Source organism: Candidatus Auribacterota bacterium (assembly GCA_026392035.1).
GTDB lineage: Bacteria > Auribacterota > Tritonobacteria > UBA1439 > UBA1439 > JAPLCX01.
The window spans coordinates 1-17,613 of the sequence record JAPLCX010000089.1 but is presented as its reverse complement, the minus strand read 5'-3'; the positions used below and the strand labels follow the sequence as shown (position 1 = coordinate 17,613).

At 54.1% G+C, this 17,613-nt stretch carries 20 protein-coding genes; all 20 read left to right on the top strand.

Annotation, left to right across the window (positions count from 1 at the left end):
* On the top strand, positions 1-1,129 hold a 1,129-nt coding region (locus NTX71_09930; protein ID MCX6340217.1), incomplete at its 5' end, for a permease.
* A gap of 50 nt (positions 1,130-1,179) precedes the next feature.
* Positions 1,180-1,590: a thioredoxin family protein gene (locus tag NTX71_09925; GenBank protein MCX6340216.1), complete on the top strand. Its 411-nt coding sequence runs from the start codon at positions 1,180-1,182 to the stop codon at positions 1,588-1,590.
* 15 nt (positions 1,591-1,605) lie between these two features.
* Positions 1,606-2,292 carry a cytochrome C biogenesis protein gene (locus NTX71_09920; protein ID MCX6340215.1) on the top strand — a complete coding sequence of 229 codons (687 nt, stop codon included), beginning with the start codon at positions 1,606-1,608 and terminating at the stop codon, positions 2,290-2,292.
* Between the two features lie 64 nt (positions 2,293-2,356).
* Positions 2,357-2,836, top strand: a complete 480-nt coding sequence (locus NTX71_09915; protein MCX6340214.1) for a nitrophenyl compound nitroreductase subunit ArsF family protein — start codon at positions 2,357-2,359, stop codon at positions 2,834-2,836.
* Positions 2,837-2,876: 40 nt separating this feature from the next.
* A complete protein-coding gene (locus NTX71_09910; GenBank protein MCX6340213.1) occupies positions 2,877-3,581 on the top strand; it encodes a tetrahydromethanopterin S-methyltransferase subunit A in 705 nt (234 codons plus the stop codon).
* Between the two features lie 143 nt (positions 3,582-3,724).
* On the top strand, positions 3,725-3,901 hold the full coding sequence (locus tag NTX71_09905) for a hypothetical protein (GenBank protein ID MCX6340212.1): 177 nt from the start codon (positions 3,725-3,727) through the stop codon (positions 3,899-3,901).
* Between the two features lie 128 nt (positions 3,902-4,029).
* Positions 4,030-4,575: a Fe-S cluster protein gene (locus NTX71_09900; GenBank protein MCX6340211.1), complete on the top strand. Its 546-nt coding sequence runs from the start codon at positions 4,030-4,032 to the stop codon at positions 4,573-4,575.
* A 55-nt stretch (positions 4,576-4,630) separates the two neighbouring features.
* Positions 4,631-4,999, top strand: coding sequence for a metalloregulator ArsR/SmtB family transcription factor (locus tag NTX71_09895; GenBank protein ID MCX6340210.1), 369 nt, complete (start codon positions 4,631-4,633; stop codon positions 4,997-4,999).
* 250 nt (positions 5,000-5,249) lie between these two features.
* A complete protein-coding gene (locus tag NTX71_09890) occupies positions 5,250-5,786 on the top strand; it encodes a hypothetical protein (protein ID MCX6340209.1) in 537 nt (178 codons plus the stop codon).
* Positions 5,787-5,807: 21 nt separating this feature from the next.
* A complete protein-coding gene (locus NTX71_09885) occupies positions 5,808-6,509 on the top strand; it encodes a sulfite exporter TauE/SafE family protein (GenBank protein ID MCX6340208.1) in 702 nt (233 codons plus the stop codon).
* A 19-nt stretch (positions 6,510-6,528) separates the two neighbouring features.
* Positions 6,529-6,696 (top strand): hypothetical protein, encoded by a 168-nt coding sequence (locus NTX71_09880; protein MCX6340207.1) that lies wholly within the window; start codon positions 6,529-6,531, stop codon positions 6,694-6,696.
* Positions 6,697-6,893: 197 nt separating this feature from the next.
* A complete protein-coding gene (locus NTX71_09875; protein MCX6340206.1) occupies positions 6,894-8,792 on the top strand; it encodes a cation-translocating P-type ATPase in 1,899 nt (632 codons plus the stop codon).
* A 137-nt stretch (positions 8,793-8,929) separates the two neighbouring features.
* A complete protein-coding gene (gene arsM, locus NTX71_09870; protein MCX6340205.1) occupies positions 8,930-9,778 on the top strand; it encodes an arsenite methyltransferase in 849 nt (282 codons plus the stop codon).
* Positions 9,779-10,019: 241 nt separating this feature from the next.
* Positions 10,020-11,213: an ACR3 family arsenite efflux transporter gene (arsB, locus tag NTX71_09865; GenBank protein ID MCX6340204.1), complete on the top strand. Its 1,194-nt coding sequence runs from the start codon at positions 10,020-10,022 to the stop codon at positions 11,211-11,213.
* A gap of 173 nt (positions 11,214-11,386) precedes the next feature.
* Positions 11,387-11,770, top strand: coding sequence for a hypothetical protein (locus NTX71_09860; GenBank protein MCX6340203.1), 384 nt, complete (start codon positions 11,387-11,389; stop codon positions 11,768-11,770).
* Position 11,771: 1 nt separating this feature from the next.
* A complete protein-coding gene (locus NTX71_09855; protein ID MCX6340202.1) occupies positions 11,772-12,368 on the top strand; it encodes a type II toxin-antitoxin system MqsA family antitoxin in 597 nt (198 codons plus the stop codon).
* Positions 12,369-12,811: 443 nt separating this feature from the next.
* Positions 12,812-13,330, top strand: a complete 519-nt coding sequence (locus NTX71_09850; protein MCX6340201.1) for a DUF134 domain-containing protein — start codon at positions 12,812-12,814, stop codon at positions 13,328-13,330.
* A gap of 17 nt (positions 13,331-13,347) precedes the next feature.
* Positions 13,348-13,731, top strand: coding sequence for a diguanylate cyclase (locus tag NTX71_09845; GenBank protein MCX6340200.1), 384 nt, complete (start codon positions 13,348-13,350; stop codon positions 13,729-13,731).
* Positions 13,732-14,236: 505 nt separating this feature from the next.
* Positions 14,237-14,413 (top strand): hypothetical protein, encoded by a 177-nt coding sequence (locus tag NTX71_09840; GenBank protein MCX6340199.1) that lies wholly within the window; start codon positions 14,237-14,239, stop codon positions 14,411-14,413.
* Between the two features lie 1,203 nt (positions 14,414-15,616).
* The coding region (locus tag NTX71_09835; protein MCX6340198.1) for a PAS domain S-box protein at positions 15,617-17,613 on the top strand (1,997 nt) is incomplete at its 3' end.

Below are 17,613 nucleotides of genomic sequence, written 5' to 3'. Positions count from 1 at the left end.
GTTCATTGCGGGAGCGATCGCGACGTTCCTGTCGCAGGCCTCCGTCATGAATCACCTCGGCCCCCGATCGAACAAGGTCGTCGCCTACGGCGTTGCCTCCGTCTCCGGCTGCGTCCTCGCGGTCTGCTCGTGCAGCGTGCTGCCGATGTTCGCGGGCATCTACACGATGGGCGCGGGGCTCGGCCCCGCGTGCGCGTTCCTCTACTCCGGCCCGGCGATCAACGTGATGGCGATATTCCTTACGGCGCGCGTCCTCGGCTTCGACATCGGTCTTTGGCGGGCGGTCGGGTCGATCGTCTTCGCCGTCGTCATCGGCCTCCTCATGGCGGGCATATTCCGAAGGGGCGAGACGCGCAGAGCGGAGGGGTTCGCCCTCGAAGAACCGCCCCCCGCTCGCCCCCTCTGGAAGACGTCCCTCTTCTTCCTCTCCCTCGTGCTCTTCCTGGTATTCTCCGACTGGTCCACCCCCGGCAATTTCACCGTCGTCCTGAACGACGGCCGGGAGCTGCGCGGGAGCGTGCGGTACGACACGCGCGACATCGTGAACTTCCAGGTGATCGAAAACGGCGAGGCGGGCGAGCAGGTGGAGATCCGGAGGGAGGATATCCGCTCGATCTCTCAGGAGCAGAGTCTCACCGTGAAGATCCACCGCGTCCGCTGGCAGCTCGCGGGCGTGATGGGGCTCGCCGTCGCCGCGATGTGCGTTTTCTGGTTCACGCGCGGGGAGTTCGACGCCTGGATGTCCCAGACATGGAGCTTCGCCAAGATGATCGTCCCGCTCCTTTTCGGCGGCGTCTTCGTCACGGGCTTCGTCTCCGCGCTCATCCCGGAGCGGGCGGTGGCGGGTCTTGTCGGTGACAACGGGTTCGTCTCCAACTTCGTCGCCTCGTTCATCGGGGCGTGCTGGTATTTCGCGACGCTCACGGAGATCCCCATCGTTCAGGCGCTCCAGAAGCTGGGGATGGCGAAGGGTCCCTCGCTGGCTCTCCTTCTCGCGGGGCCGGCGCTCTCCATCCCGAGTGTGCTGGTCATCCAGACCATTCTGGGGACGAAGAAAACAGTCGTGTTCGTCGCTCTTGTTGTGATGATGTCCACAATCGTAGGCATGATTTTCGGAATGTTCGCATGAAAGGATTGGATATACCTATGAATCTCATGGAGAGGAAGTTGTTGCCAAGCATGGCTACAGCGGTAGTGACCTGTATATTTCTCGTATTGGTTATCGGTTGCTCTGACGGGGGTGACGCTCCAGGCGGAGGAAAAGCCCCTGAGGCAAAGAGCCAGGCCGCCCCGGGGATACCGAGCCTGATCGACCTCGGGCGCACCTTTTGCATCCCGTGCAAGATGATGGCGCCGATCCTGGAGGAACTGAAGAAGGAATATGCGGGCCGGATGCATGTGGAGTTCATCGACGTCGGGGAGAAACCTGAGGCAGCTAGAAAATATGGCATACGTATGATCCCCACGCAGGTCTTCCTGAATGCCTCAGGGAAGGAGCTCTACCGGCATGTGGGGTTCTTTTCAAAAGAGGACATATTGAAGAAGTGGAAGGAGCTCGGCGTTGATTTAGCTGTGAAGCACGCGAAATAGAGAAAGGATCAGGAGATGGAAAGGCTGTTCACATTCCTGACGCACGCAGTGGAAGGCGCGCCCCTCGTCGCACTGGGTGCGTCGTTTGCGTGGGGGGTTTTGAGCATACTCCTGAGTCCCTGCCATCTCGCGAGTATTCCCCTTATTGTCGGGTTTATCGACGAGCAGGGGCGAATCTCGACGCGACGGGCGTTTGTCATCGCGCTCCTCTTTGCATTTGGCATTCTCATAACGATCGCTGCTATAGGGGTGATCACGGCTCTGGCAGGCAGGATGATGGGGGACATAGGCCCTTATGGAAATTATCTCGTCGCCGCCATCTTCTTTGTCGTGGGTTTGCATCTGCTGGACATCATTCCCATGCCCTGGTCGGGGCCGGCCCAAGTCGGCTTGAAGCGGAAGGGAATGTTTGCCGCCTTTATCCTCGGTCTGGCCTTCGGCATTGCACTGGGGCCGTGCACATTTGCGTATATGGCGCCGATTCTTGGGATAACCTTTAAACTCGCGAGAACATATGGCGGGTTTCTGCTGCTATTTTATGCGTTTGGTCATTGCTCGGTCATCGTTCTGGCAGGTACCTTTACCGAAATCGTCCAGCATTATTTAAACTGGAATGAACGTTCCAGAGGGGCTGTCGTTCTTAAAAGGATCTGCGGCATACTGGTAATTCTGGGCGGATTTTATTTGATCTACACTGCCTAGTAATATGTCGCGGGCAGGAATCACGGATCTATCTTGCCGCGATTTGAGAAATTATAAGCTCGCGATGAGCGCACAATTGAAGCGAAGTCGCCGGGATGCTTGGATCCTGCTGGTGGTTCTTCCATTCCTTTCCGCCTGCATGGCAAGTAGCCGGGTGAAGGAACGGCTGGTCGGCGGCATGGCTTCCGCTATGCCGGAGAAGGGCATGGTTGTGGCAACTTATTTCCATGGCGCCATTCGCTGTCAGGCATGTCTTGAAATCGAGCGGTTGTCAAAGGCTACAATGGATGGGCTATTCGCATCTGAATTGAAAAGCGGCAAGCTTGTGTGGAAATCGATCGATTATGATCAACCTCAAAATAATCGTTATATCAAACATTACCAATTACCCTTCCCATCGCTGGTAATAGCGCGATTCCAGAACGGTCAGGAAAAAGAATGGAAACGTCTCAGTAAAACATGGGATCTGGTGGAGAAGGATCCTGACGCTTTGATGACATATGTTCAAGAAGAAGTAGTTGCATTATTGGCACGGGCCGACTGAGCCCCTTCGCGTTTTGATTGATATGTGGAGAGGATAGGAGATGGCAGAAATATACAAAGCCGAACCGGCGCCGGAGTATCCACCCGAGGAAGGGTGCTACCTCAGGGGGAACGACTATTCCCCGGTTGCTGTCTGCGTGATCCTCAACCGCCGGAGGGAGGAGACGCCTCCAGACTATGAGATGCTTGTGCGCGTGGCGGTGGAGACAGGCGCGGCGCTTGCCGGCACCCTCCAGACGGAGAATATCGGCCTGGAGAAGGTGATCCTCAACGTCACGGCGAACCCCAACATCCGCTACCTCATCCAGATGGGGCCCGAGTCGCCGGGGCATCTCACGGGAGAGGCGGTCGCGGCGCTGATCAAGAACGGTGTGGATGAGCGGAAGAGGATCATCGGAACGCGCTCCCCGACCCCGTACCTCTTCAATATATCCATGGAGCACATCGAGCGGTTCCGGGAGCAGATTACCCTGATCGATCTTCTGAATGAGGGATCGGTTGATCTGGTACGGGAAGCCGTCAGCGCATGTTACCAGGAGGAGCCAACGGAGTTCCGCGGGTACCGGCTCTTCGACACCGGGGCGCTCAGGAAACCGCCGCTCAGCGGGAAAATCACCTGGCGCGTGACGCATCCTGAGAAAGAGCCGAGGACGGAGGAGGAGCGCGTCCAGATGGATAAGGGGCGGGCAATGGTTGAATGGGTGAGAAAGAAAACTGAGGAGAAGAAGCTTCGTAAGGGAGAATGAGATGACAGGCGGAGAAGATACTCAGGATGAACCCGCATACGGCAGATCGTCCGTGGGGGGTATGCTAAGATTGCGAAGGGCCGGGATTCGCGCTGAGGCCTTTCATCTCCGTTTTTACGTAAGTGCAGGAGCGAGTGGACGCAATGATAACGGTAAATTTTTCCGAAGGGGATTTTGCTTGTCTCCAGGCCATCGTCATTGATCGCGATGAGCAGGAGGCTCTCGTATTTCTGAGGGATGTCATCTATCCGGCTGTGGTGCGCAGCAAAAACGCGGGTATGAAAGGCGCCCTTGATGGTGGCAAGGGCGGCACACTCTGACAGAGGGCCGATCAGGAGCAGGCTCTCGGGGAATGGGGAAGAACCCGCATATTTGACCCTTTGTAAATACTTGAAATACCGGCCGAAGTCTTGCGATAACAAATCTACAGGGGAGAAGAACACGGGCCATGCAACTTATTAGCGGTTTTGATATGAATCTAGCCACTCCCGACTGTGTTCCAAACGCCACATGGTATCGCGCGAGAATCAATCTATATGATGATATCGCCGGGGCGTTCCCCTACCTGAACGCCGAGCTCAAATGCGCTGACTACAATAATGACGCGAAGGTCTTGTTGTGGAATAACGGCGAGAAAAAGTATGCATTCAGACCTCATGAGATTATTATTGCGCCTGTTCATGACAGGGAAGAGGCTGAGAAACTTGCGTATGCTATTCTGCAAACAGTGAATGAGATCTGGGATCGAAAAGACAAAATAGAGCCGAAGTTCGAAGGAAGGAAACATCTTCCCGATGTCCTGGACATTTACAAGGTTTTGCGCCGGACAAATTGCAGGAGATGCGGGTACCTATCCTGCATAGCCTTTGCGACTGCCCTGAGGAGCGATCCTTCAAAGTTGCTACTCTGTCCCCATTTATCGAAACGGGATTTTGTAGAAAATGGTCAGTGGCTATGCTCAGAAAACAAATCAAGAAAACAAATCGAGTATTGACACGGCTCAGCAAATATAGTATATTTAGCCACATAACGAAATAATGGAGGCTTCCATGCGGGACATCATGGATATGCTCAAGGCGCTTGCCGACGAGAAACGGATGCGGATTCTGTATGCGCTTAAGGGAGGCGAGCTTTGCGTCTGTCAGCTCATCGCCTTGCTGAAACTGGCGCCGTCTACCGTATCCAAGCATCTGACGATCCTGCGGTCTGCGCGACTCATAGACAGCCGCAAGGAAGGGAGGTGGATGTACTATCGGTTGTCGAAGGAGTTCAGGCCACCCTCGGCAGGCAAGATACTCGCTCCGCTGTTCAGCGACATGAAAGAGACCGCTGAGATTCTGGCGGACCAGAAGCGCCTCAAGCGGATTTGCGGGGAAGGTTTGGACGCCCTCTGCCAGAGGATCTTCTGCAAGCCGTGAAGGCGCTTGGATTGCCGCCGGCAATTGTTCGAAACAGCGATGTGATAGGGAACAGAAGAATACGATTGCAGCGAAGCGTCGCCGGGCACAAAGGGCTGTTGTGTTTGAAAACAATACACACAAGGAGATATGAGCAATGAAAACGTCGTATGAAGACCATAAACATGAAGACAATAGGGAATTGCTGAAGCAGCAGGCCGAGGCATGTGGGCCCGAATGCGGTTGCCACGCCACAGGGATTTCGGGTCGAATGCGTTGGGTTGTGGGATCGGTCGTGCTGGTTGCGGCGGCGGCGATGGCAGCGCGGGCCGTGATTAAGGGCAACGTAGTATCTGCCGATAAGTCCGTGGCAGGCTTTGCGACCGGCGACATCTCTTCCGCGACGAATAATGCGCCAGCCACTGCGGACACGGCAGCCGGGAAGGAAATCAGCGCGCTTTCCGAGCTGAACACGGTTGCCGCCGACACGAATGCGGTCTTCGTTTTCCTGCCCGACAGGAAAGAGAAAGCCGGGAATGCGCCGACGGCGCAAATCCAGAGCGCGGTGCGGACGATTGAAGCCCGAGGAAGTAAGCTCGGCGTCTTCACTCTGAAGCCGGGCGGGCGCGACTATGAGCGGATAACGGCGCAAGTGGCTGTGCCGGGAGTGCTCGCGATGGTCAAGGGGCGCGGGATGAAAGCGGTTTCCGGGGAGATTACGGAAACGAAGCTTGTCCAGGCTTTTGTGGGCGCATCGAGTGGGGGCGGGTGCGGTTCATCGGCCAAATCCGGATGCTGCCCCAGGTGATGCAAATAAGGGATATTTCACATGCTGCAGTGGGTTACAGACGCACTTCAAGCGGCCAGCACGGGGCCGGCGGCCTTGCCGCTGGCCTTCCTGCTGGGATTGGTCAGCGCGGTGGCGAGCGCTTGTTGCACCTTGCCGGCGATGGGCATGCTGGTGGCCTATTCGGGCACGCGGCAGGATGTGGACCGGCGTTCGGCATTTACGTCAGCGGTATGGTTCCTGATCGGCGCCACGCTGGCGCTGATTATTCTCGGGTTTGTGGCCGGGCTTGTCGGTCAGACGGCGCAGGCGTTTCTTGGACGGTACTGGAAACTGTTCGCAGGGGCCGTAGCGGTAATCCTGGGGCTGGCCACTTTGAAACTGCTCCCGTTCAGGCTGCCGGGCCGCACCCGAAAGGACGGCGCGCCTTCGGCCTCAGGAGGAAAGATGGGCGCCGCACTGGGGGGACTGTTTCTTGGCGGCGGTGTGGCGGCATGCTCGTTGCCGTGTAATCCGGGCATTTTTATCGTCATCGGCGCCAGTGTGCTGATGGGGCGAATCCTGTGGGGCATGGCGCTCATGGCCGCTTTTGCGGTCGGATTCAGCCTGCCGCTCAGCGCCATCCTGTTCGGAGTTTCGTTCGGAAAGGCTTCGCTCAAGGCGCAGAAGGCGGATGCCGTGATCCGAACCGTCGCCGGTGTTCTGCTCGTCTGCGCGGGATTCTATTTATTGGTAACATTCTAATGGAGAGGAGGGTATGGCAATGGAAATGAACACAAAGGAAACGGCGACGAAAAACAGGAAAAAGGGGAAAGGGTTCCTGGCCGCGATATTGGAATCCATGACCAAAACCGGGGGGTGCTGCGGCTCGGGAGAAAACTGTTGCGGCCCGTCTCAATCGGATAACGGCAGGGAGAAGGACGGGAAGTAAGTAAGGGGTCACTTATGGGGGTCTCATCTTTTCCCCCTCTCCCACAGGAGGGGGAGGGATAGGGTGGGGGGTGGAATTACCCACCGTAAGCGACCCCTTACTGAAGTAGAATGACAGTACAAGCTCGTGCTGCGGTTGATCCTGTCGTTGACGTTGCACGAAATCCCGTTGCGGCTGAAAGGCAGGAGCATTGCGTGATGAGCAATCATCAAAGACACGATGCAACCCCGTATAAAGACCTTGCCGTCTTGTCCATCGTCCCGGCCGCTGTCGCGGTCCTGACCCTGGCGAGTTGGATTCTCGCTCACTGGGGAATCGGCCCTCATTTCGTCAATGCGGCGCTCGCCATTGTGGCCGTCATATTCGGCGGCTTTCAAAGGTTCATTGCCGGCTTCAAGGATATTTTCAAGCGGAAAATCACGGTCAACGTGTTTGTCGTGGTCGCACTCATGGCCACAATGGCGGTCGGTGAGTTCAGGCCCGCCGCCATCATCGTTTTTATCATGGCCGCCGCCGGGGCGCTGGAGTCCTACACCCTCGACAAGACCCGGAAGAGCATCCGCGACCTTCTGAATTTTGCCCCCGGGATGGCGACCGTTCGCCGACAGGGGGAAGAGGTCGTCGTCCCGGTTGCCGAGCTTCAGGTGGGTGACGTGGTGGTGGTCAAGCCCGGCGCGCGAATCCCGGTGGACGGCGTGGTGACCGCCGGCGCAAGCAGCGTCAATCAGGCTCCGATCACCGGTGAGTCCATGCCGGTCGAGAAGTTCCGGGGAAGCAGTGTTTTCAGCGGGACACTCAACGAGTCCGGCCGACTCGACATTCGCACGGAAAAGGTTGGAGAGAACACCACCCTCGCAAGAATTGTACACCTGGTTCAGGAAGCGCAAGGCACGCGCGCGCCCATTCAGAATATGGCGGACCGTTTCACGACATGGTTTCTGCCTGCGGTGGTTCTGCTTGCGATCGTCGCCTTTGTCATTTCCGGCGATATCAGGGTTGCCGTTTCCGTTCTGCTTGTGGCGTGTCCCTGCGCCTTCGCCATTGCCACGCCGACCGCCGTGACCGCCGGTGTTTCCAATATGGCGCGCCGGGCGGTCCTCATAAAAGGCGGTATCTTCCTGGAACTGGGCCATAAGATAAACCACCTCCTCGTGGACAAGACGGGAACATTCACCTTCGGCAGGCCCAGGGTTGAAGGCATCATCTCCTTCAACGGCAAAGGCCCGGAGGACATTCTGCGCATGGCATGCATCGCGGAAAAATATTCAGAGCATCCGTTGGCGCGTTCCATTCTGGCCGCCGGCAGAGAGAGGAACCTCGACATTCCCGACCCGGACCATTTTGTGAGCGCGACGGGCATGGGGGTTGAGGCCCGATGGAACACCGCGAACATTCTGGTCGGGAAGCAGGCCTTCCTTCAGGAGGCCGGTGTGCCCATCGTCACTCGGGTTGATCGCGAGATTGCCAAACAATCGGAGCAGGGACGCACCGCCGTCCTCGTCGCGCACAACGATGAAGTGATCGGCGTGCTGGCGATTGCCGATGAGATCCGTCCTGAGATCCCTGAAACCATCCGGTTACTCAAGACTATGGGAGTTGAGAGAATTACCATGCTGACCGGCGATCATCCCCGGGTTGCCGAAGCGGTGGCCAGGGCGATCGGCGTTGATGATTTCCAGGCCGAACTGCTTCCCGAGCAGAAGCAGGAGTTTGTCAGAAAACTGCGGGCCGAGGGCCACATCGTCGGAATGATCGGCGACGGCGTTAACGATGCCCCGGCACTGGCTTTGGCAGATGTGGGAATCGCCATGGGCGCCGCAGGCACGGACGTGGCCATAGAAACAGCCGACGTCACTCTTATGAACGATGATATATCGGGTGTTGCCGACTTCATGTGGATGTCGGCGAAAGTCCTGCGTCGAATCAAACTGAATATCTTTTTTTCCATGATCTACAATGTCATCGGACTCACCCTGGGTGTCCTGGGATTGATGACACCGATTATTGCGGTTATCTTTCAGGAGGCAGGCTGCGTGACGGTCGTTTTCAGCTCTACGCTCCTGCTGTGGTCAAGGCGTGAAACGGGGACGATGTGAAGCCCATCGTTCGGTACCGTGACGAACCGGCCATCCGGGCGGGCTTACCATAGTCAGGATGCGACGGCCGCGCTATTCAACAATGGGATGGATGAGGCAGAAAATGGAGAAATAGAAATTCCTGAAGGGAGAATGACATGAAAGGCAGAGAAGAGACGCCGGATGAAATTCGCATAAGAGAGGTTGTGCGGGAGGCATACGCGAAGGTGGCGAAGGGACAAGATTCTTGCTGCGGCCCTTCGTCTTCGTGCTGTTCGGGCAGCACGGCCGAGTCCATAAGCACGCACATAGGTTACTCAAAAAATGAGCTTAAGGAGGCTCCCGAGGGGGCAAACCTCGGCCTCGGGTGCGGCAACCCGCTCGCCCATGCTTCGCTGAAAAAGGGAGAGATCGTTCTCGATCTTGGTTCGGGCGGGGGATTCGATTGTTTTCTCGCTTCGGGAAGAGTGGGGGAGCGGGGGAGGGTCATCGGCGTAGATATGACGACCGAGATGGTCGAGAAGGCGCGGGAGAACGCGCGAAAGTGGGGCGCGGGGAATGTGGAGTTCAGGCTCGGGGAGATTGAGAAGCTCCCTGTCGCCGACGCTTCCGTGGACGTCTTGATCTCTAATTGTGTGATCAATCTGTCACCGGATAAGCCGCGGGTATTCCGCGAGGCGTTACGGGTCTTGAAGCCCGGCGGAAGGCTCATGGTGTCAGACATCGTGCTGCGCAGGGAACTGCCGGCGGCGATCAGGGATTCCGTCTCAGCGTATGTCGGATGCATCTCGGGAGCGGTCCTCAAGGACGAGTATCTCGGCGCCATTAAAACCGCGGGGTTTGGAGGGATCGAGGTCCTCGAGGAGCATGCATTCCCGATCGAAGACATGGCCCACGACGTGACGGCGCAGGCGGTTGTCGAAGCGTATGGAACAAGCCCGGAGAAGATACGGGAACTTGAAGATTCTGTCGCAAGCATCAAGGTCAAAGCAGTTAAAACCTCATAACAGGCGCCGAGATACCTACCCTGCCGATAGGTAGTGTCAAAAGTTCTATGAAAGAGCTGAATGCAACCACGGATTGCACAGATAGTTGTGAAGATTTTTTGGGGGGAGGAAGTCTGCGCCAATCTGTGGTGAATAAATCACCACTGATTTACTCAGAAAAGGCATAAATAATCAGAGAAATCTGCGGTTGCTTTACAATATCTTTTGACATTACGTGCCGATAAGAAAAGAGGACTTTCATATGAGGGTGGAAGTTAAACCGGTCGAGCGCGGGTTGGGGGTATTCGAGAAATACCTCACGGTATGGGTCATCCTCTGTATCTTTGCGGGGATCTGGCTGGGGCGGATCGCCCCGGGGGTGGCTACCTTCCTTGACGGGCTCGCCATCTATGTGGGCGGGGCCCCCGTCGTTTCTATCCCGATCGCCATCTGCCTCTTTTTTATGATGTACCCGATCATGGTAAAGATAGATTTCGCCGAGGTGGTGAGCGCGGGCAGGACGCCGAAGCCGGTGGCCCTCACGCTGTTCGCGAACTGGGCGATTAAGCCGTTCACCATGTACGCCATCGCCGTCTTTTTCCTGGGGACGCTCTTCATCAAGTTTATCGGCGCGGATGCGATGGATTACGTGAAAATGCCGTTCGGGCTCAATCTCGATCTCGGGGCGATGTACGGCGCGGGTAAGGTTGTCATGCACGGCGGGATGAAAATGATCGAGGTGCCGCTCTGGCGGAGCTACCTCGCCGGGTGCATCCTCCTCGGGATCGCCCCCTGCACGGCGATGGTCCTCGTGTGGGGGTACCTCGCGCGGGGGAACGACGGCCACACGCTCGTCATGGTGGCGATCAACTCCCTCTCCATGCTCTTCCTCTACGGTCCCCTCGGCGGCTTTCTCCTCGGTGTGGGCCGCATCCCCGTCCCGTGGCAGGCGCTCGTGCTCTCCATCGCGATCTACGTGGCGCTGCCCCTTGTGGCCGGCTACTACTCGCGGAAGTGGGTCATCCAGGCGAAGGGGGACACGTGGTTCAGGGAGAAGTTCCTCCACGTCCTCACCCCGGTCACGATCATTGCCCTCCTCCTCACCCTGGTGCTCCTCTTCTCCTTCAAGGGCGAGATCATCACTTCGAAACCGCTCACCATTCTCTGGCTCGCGATCCCCCTATTCCTGCAGACCATGCTGATCTTTTGGATCACCTATGGCCTCGCAAAAGTAATGCGCCTCAGCTATGAGGACGCTGCCCCGAGCGCCATGATCGGAGCCTCCAACCACTTTGAGGTCGCCATCGCGACCGCCACGCTCCTCTTCGGCCTCTCCTCGGGGGCGGCCCTCGCCACGGTGGTCGGGGTCCTCATCGAGGTGCCCACAATGTTGTGGCTTGTGTGGATCTGCAAGAAGACGGCGCACCGGTTCCGGCGTGAGGCTTCGAGGTCATAACACAAAAAATGCGTATTCTCTTTGTGTGTGTCGAGAATTCCTGCCGGAGCCAGGTGGCGGAGGGTGGTTCGCACGGCATAAAAAATGTTTATTCAAAGGCTTCGATAAAAATCAAGATTTTGTCATTGACTATACGTGACGTATAGTATATATTACACGCGAGGCTATATATAATGGCGCATCGTACTGTTATCCTATCCGACTACGACGGGCTTCCAGAGCAAAGTAAAGCGCAGGCTGAGAAATTTCTTAAAAAGATATTGGAGCAGGAGAGGAACAATTCACAATACCGTATACGATTTAGCCCCGAACTTAATGGTTATTGCAGAAGGGGCTATCGGGGGCTTAATTACCAAAGGATATTGGCAATTGCACGGTCAGGTACGGTAATTGGGAAGGAAGCGCCTACCGAAAAGACAAGGGAATGGAGATACATCCTTTGGGGATCTTCAGCCGGCAAAAGATTTAAGGAAAGATGTATGCTCATATTCTCGCTCGAGAGCGAGAAGAGTGTAGTGTTCATCACGTGCTACCCGATTAAAAGAAAGGAGATTTAAAATGAAATGCCCGAAATGTGGGAATAATTTAAAGAAGAAAAAAGTATTAGAATATCATTTTCTTGAATCAGGATTGTCCTATGTTTACATTGGCAATATCGCTATAAGCTATTGCATCCAGGACAAAGATATTGCGATACCCGAGGTCCCCAAACTGCAGGAGCTCTTGGATGTCATTTGGGTGGATATCATATTGAATCCTCAGCCTCTCGTGGGCGAGGATATTCGCTTTCTGAGACAGGCTATTGACCTGACCCAGCTGGAATTCGCAAAGCTATTGGGTGTGACTTCCAATACTATGGCTAGATGGGAGCGAGGGGAGTTGCGTCCTACTGCGGCGATGGATTTGACTATCAGACGAGCGATTCTCCCTAAAGCTGATGAGCATGTCCTCTCTCTTCTAAAGAGGAGGGTCAAACAGTTGATTCAGCAAAAGGTTAAATTCAGAGCCGATCTGAAGGAGTTCAGTTTGGCTTCGCACAACGATCTCCGATACGCATATCCAGAGAGACCTATGGAAACCCTTCCGACAGCTTTAAAAAGAAGCAATAACCCATTGTTTGTCCAGGAAGAAACAGCGGCTTATGCTTTCTGCTGATAATATTGCCTCTGCACTGCTGATGCGCTTTGTCGTTGAATTGAAGAAGGGCGAGGGCGGTTGGGTTGCGCCTTCCGATCTTTGGGCAGACAGATTCATTAACGATATGGAACATCGCCAGCGTTATAGCCAGCTCAGAGAACATTTCAAGGGTAGATGGGTCACAACATCTTAATGCGGATAGCCGTGTCATTTGGACAGATTGCAAGAAACGTGCTTGGCATGTTGCTTATAAAGATGACCCTGATCATTATATCCCGGGGAGGATCTTAAAAGATCCTCTCCGGTTTTTTATGAATAGACGGAGAATAATGTTGTAGAGCTTTTAGGCTGACACGCTACAGCCTTATATATCTCCCCCAATGGTGATTTCGGAAGAATATATTTATTGACATGTAATGAACATATGCTCATAATAGTATGTGTTAATAATGGAGACTTTTATGCCAAGACCACAATGCCTGAGAAGAATCTGTTGTTTACCAGGGGTAATATACTTCAAACCCGCGGGCATTCCACTGCGAATATTAGAGGAGGTTGTTGTCACGCTCGATGAGCTGGAGGCGCTCCGCTTGGCTGACCTCGGAGGCATGTATCAGGAAAAGGCGGCGGCGAGCATGAATATTTCGCGCCCCACTTTCTCACGCCTCATCGAGTCGGCGCATAAAAAAGTCGCCGAGGCGCTGGTGAATGGAAAGGCCCTTCGGCTGGAAGGTGGTAACGTGATAATGAAAGGAGGCATGAACATGCCACGAGGAGATGGAACAGGGCCTGTCGGCACGCGGCAGGGATTGGGGGGCGGACCGTGCGGCTGTGGTCAGCGACGCGGGTTCGGAGGTCGGCGCGGAGTCAGATGGCGAAAGGCGTCGTCGATACCCAATGGAGATGGCGCCACGCCGGGAGGGGGCTCAGTGGGCGCGTCTGAAAGAGGAGAAACGGAAAGCAGAAAAAAGGCAGATTAGCGAAAGGAGGCAGCCATATGAACATTGCGATTCCAGTCGAAGAGAATAAGGGTCTTGAAAGTCCGGTGCATGGTCATTTCGGGTCCGCGCCGATGTTCTTGCTGATTGATTCAGAGACAATGGGAGTCGAGGTGTTGAATAATCGCGACCAGGAACACGTTCATGGCATGTGCAATCCGCTGAAGACACTGGGGGCGCGCAAGGTCGATGCGGTTATTGTCAGTGGCATCGGGACGGGAGCACTCCTCGGGTTTCGCGGGGCGGGTATCCGCGTGTTTCACTCAAGCGGCCGAACGGTGGCGGACGCGGTCTCTTTGCTCATAGCTGACCGGCTTGTGGAGCTTGACCAGCAAGCATCATGCACGGGACATAACGCGGCGGGGGGATGCCGTCATACGTGATCAACAAGATGCGCACCATATCATTCAGGCCTATCGGCGTTATCCATTCGTATTTAATCAAGATTTTCAATCCTCATGTCGTCACTAAAGGACTGTATCGGATCATTCGACATCCGCAATATTCAGGGCTGTCTGTCTGTGGAATCGGAATGGCAATTTTGTGGCCTCGATTTATAACATTGCTGATGCTTGCGATGATGATCAGTTTGTATTATTTCCTCGCGAAAGACGAAGAGCGTCGCATGATAAATCAGTATGGTGAAAATTATAAAGATTACATGAGCAAAACAGGGATGAGACGTACTTAGGTTATTTAATGCCGGTAAATTATGTTATGCAGGGGATGATTGCTAATACCGGGGAGTATTGGCACTTGTATAAACGTCATCATACTTTTCAAATGATCATCGATTGGGTATTTCACCCTTTCGGCCATCTTCGACATGCTCCATTGCACCGGATGCCTTCGGAGGATAGCAATGCAAATGTTCGAAGAGTCATTCTGGTGCGTGTCGAAATAGAGAAGGGGGAGTCCTTGTCAGCGGCAAATCTTTTTGCCCTGGAAGCCAAGAGGACGCCTGTAGCATATCTGGATATGGACGTTATCTCGGGGGAGATTATAAGAGCTCATAAAGTTGACGGCACGACGGCATGGAAGGGAGTCCCTACGCCAATCTTTTAATCCAATAGCATCTCTTCGCAGCTAAAGGCATGAATATGAGCTGACTGCCATCGAACAGCAAGAGCGAGTTTTGAAACAAGCGGGGCTATTGGTGTCAAACCGGGGCGGTCCATGGATGTTTTGGAATTAACCCAATGTGCTTTCAAATCGCAGAATGTTTTGTAGATGCTACTCTGCTATGGCCATTTATGAAACCATCATAAGTATCTTCCTATGCCCATCCCTCACCGTTTTGAACGATATCCTTAATCCATCAATAATTGTCAACGCTCTGGGATATCCATAACTACAGTGGAGAGTGAAAAGTGAATAGTGAAGAGTGAAAGATAATAAAAGACTAACACTTTTCACTATACACTTCTCGCTTTTCACTGCATTACCGGGGAAGGGAGCAGGTAGATTTAATCGAGATATCCAGTTCTTTTCCCTTGTCCCTAATCCCTTCTCCCTTATCCCTGCCTCCTTCTCTCTGCTTTACCGCCCCGTCATGCCCGCCAGCTATGGTTTCGCTGCGCTCCGATGGTGGGCGCGCTGATCGAAGTCCCTGCGATGCTCGGGCTGGTATGGATATGCAAGAAGACGGTGCACTGGTTCCGGGCCGAGCGCGCCGTGTGACCGGAGGGCCGCACAAAACGCAGGGGCGGGACATTCCTGGTCCTACTGCACTAAACTCCAGCAGGCATCCAGCATTGAATTGCGTAATCCTTTGTCGAGGACTGGATTCCCGCTCCCCGATTTATCGAGGACAAGTTCTGCGGGAACGACATGGTTTTGGAGTCGTGGCTGAATGAATGCCTATAGGTCATTACAGTAGTTCTTTCTCTGTGGGTTCTCCGTGTCCCTGCCCGCCGGCAGGCAGGTCCGTGGTGAAAAACTAGTGTGGTGTCTCGGAAGTAGCATTCAAAAGTCCTGTCATTGCGAGGAGTCCCGCTAAGCGGGACGACGAAGCAATCTCATGATTGCCAATATGTTGAGATCGCTTCGCTTTCGCTCGCGATGACAGACATATGCTGGAAATTTCCGTGACAAGACACTAGCTTGGTTTCTAAAAAGTGGGGAAACTTTAGCTAGCAGTATTTGATAGCAGTATTTGATTGAACAATGACTGGAATTTTGTCAAACTAACTTTCTATGCAGGCATGGATACAGGCATGGATAGCTATTGCTCACCTTATCGGAAATAGTTAGGAAGGGGGTGAGAGGGTGAAAAATTTGCATGGCGCAGTAAAAAAGCCTTTTGGAGGGCGTAACCTTTCGGATGAATGGATCGGTTCCATCAAGTTGTCGAAGGCCGGTCGATTGCATGAGAATGATGTATATGGAGGCGATGATTCATGGTACGGGAGATGTTTTGAAGACCTGAAGGATGCAGTTTTTATAGAAACGCCTGAGGGCAGGATCATTGATGTGAATAAAGCCGCATGCCAGATGCTGGGCTACTCGAAAAAAGAGCTGCTAAAAATGGACGTGGCAGCGATTCTCCCCCCTGAAATTGCTTCGAAACTGTCTCGGTCGGTTCAAAAGGATACAGTCAGGAAAGGCGTTTATGTAGAGACTGAAAATATGCGCAAGGACGGCACGCTCATTCCTGTCGAGGTAAGCTGCACGCTCAATGAGATAGGGGGCGAAAGGCGGGTGATTGCCATCTCGCGGGATATCACGGAGCGGAGGCGCATAGAAGATGAATTGAGTAAATATCAGGAACACCTTGAGGAGATGGTGAAGCGGCGCACGTCGGAGCTGGCGGAAAGCGAGGATCGGTTCCGCAAGATATTTGAATTAACGAAAGACGCGATATTTATCGAGAAACCGACGGGCGAGATCCTCGATGTGAACAAGGCTGGATGTGCCATACTTGGCTATACGAGGGAAGAGCTTCTCAAGATGGACGTCTCGGAAATTGTGACGCCGGAAGTGGCAAAAACACTCGCAAGGACTATCAAACCGAGTACGGTACAGGAAGGCGTGTATGTAGAGACTCAGGATATGAGGAAGGACGGGAGCTATGTGCCCGTTGAGGTGAGCTGCACGCTGGTCGAAATCAAGGGTCAACCGAGCGTGATCGCTGTTCTCAGGGACATAAGCGAGCGCATGGCTGCGGAGAAAACACTAAGGGAGAGCGAAGAGTGGTTCAGAAATATTTTCAACAGTATAAGGGATGGGATTTTTGTCATGCGGACCGATCGGAGCTTCGCTGACGTCAACAAGGCAGCCTGTGAGTTGTGGGGCTATAAACGTGATGAGATGCTACGGAAGGGTGTCCGGGACATTGTTCCTGCCGAAGTGGAGGCGATGATAAGCCCCTCTTGTATAGATAAGGTTGTGAGGAGGGGGAGTTGTATTGAGGCAAAAGGGATACGCAAGGACGGGAAGATCATCATGATCGAAGGTGGCGCCACCTTTGTGGAGGCCGGAGGAGAAAAGAAGATTATTGTGATAGTCCGCGATATCAGTGAGCGGAAACGGGTGGCGGAAAGACTCAGGAAGAGCGAGCTTAAATACAGGACATTGCTCGAAAATTTGCCTCAAAAAATCGTCTATAAGAACGTTGACTCGGTCTATATATCGTGTAACGAAAACTTCGCCAGGGATGCGAAAATGAAACCGGAAGAGATTGTGGGGAAAACGGATTTCGATTTATTCAAGAAAGAGCTTGCTGAAAGTTACAGGAAAGTTGACAGGCAGGTAATGAGATCGGGAAAAACAGAATACTTCGAAGAAAGGTATATGAAGGGTAGGCGCGAATCAATTATTCAAACAGTCAAAACGCCCGTGAGGGATGAAAAGGGCAGGATCACCGGCATACTGGGGATCTTCTGGGATATCACGAGGCGCAAGCAGGACGAGGAGAAGCTCAAGAAGTACCAGCGGCGCCTGGAGGAGATGGTGGAGGAGCGCACGGCGAAGCTGGCCGGGACAAATGAGAGGCTCCGGAAGGAAATCAACGAACGGAGAGAAACGGAGAAAGCGCTCAGGGGGTCCGAGGGCAGGCTGAGGGAGCGGAAAATGGCGCTCGAGAGAAAGAATATCGCCCTCGGTGAGATGATCGAGCAGATCGGGCATGAGAAAGAACATGTTAAAAATGATGTGGTGGTGAACGTGGAGAAGCTGTTGCTGCCGATCCTGCGGAAGCTGAAGGGGGGGACGACGCATATTGAAAGCAAATATATTGACCTGCTGCGGCGCACGTGCGAAGAATT